Below are 669 nucleotides of genomic sequence, written 5' to 3'. Positions count from 1 at the left end.
AATAGAAAAAACATCTTATTCAGCTTGTCCGAGCTATAGAGTGGTTTTCACTTTTTCTTTTTGAATGATAAAGCAGACTGCTAGTACCAGTTTGCAATAAAATTCCACTCTTTGCAGGGTGGCTTTTTTATTTGCCCTAAAGGCTAAGGGGTTGCCATCAAGGCAACCAAAACCTTGTCTGTAAGGGGGAATGGTTTGTTCAGATAAAATCCTGCTTCTAAAAAACTACCGCCCTTATGGTTGCTGGCGTAGTCAAACAAAACAGGAAGAAAAACATTTCCCTATTTTGTTTGACTACGGAATTTTTTTAAGGGGTTTCAATTCCGAATAACCCTAGAAGGAATTTAACCCCCATATAAATTGGAACAACAAAAACCGCAGTTCCTGCCCCATATTTTGCAACGTCTAACCAGTCATTAATGAAAATATTTTTTCTAGCGTTCGAGATCATGTTCTTGCTCTTGGCTTCTAATTCGTTGAAGGCGTTTCGGCTCTCCTTGCTTATGCTCTTGATCTCGCTCTCCATGTTCGTTTTGATTGCTTTGAAGTCTTGGTCTATCTTCGTTTTGATCTCTTTCAGATGATGGTCTACGGAGCTTTGAATTGACTTGAGTTCTTGAATCGTTTGACTGTTGTTCTGACTCATCTCTGTCTGACCATTTTTTAACA

Annotated in this window: 1 protein-coding gene; it reads right to left on the bottom strand. The window is 38.9% G+C overall.

Annotated elements, in window-relative coordinates:
• Window positions 1–434: 434 nt before the first annotated feature.
• Window positions 435–669, bottom strand: a 235-nt coding sequence (locus ACEWK1_RS27730) for a hypothetical protein (RefSeq protein WP_416636895.1), incomplete at its 5' end; no start/stop codon positions are given.

Origin of the sequence: Metabacillus sp. YM-086 (assembly GCF_048059995.1) — a bacterium.
GTDB classification, from domain to species: domain Bacteria; phylum Bacillota; class Bacilli; order Bacillales; family Bacillaceae; genus Metabacillus; species Metabacillus litoralis_B.
Note: the sequence above shows the minus strand (reverse complement) of the source record. Positions and strands in the feature narration are given on the sequence as shown.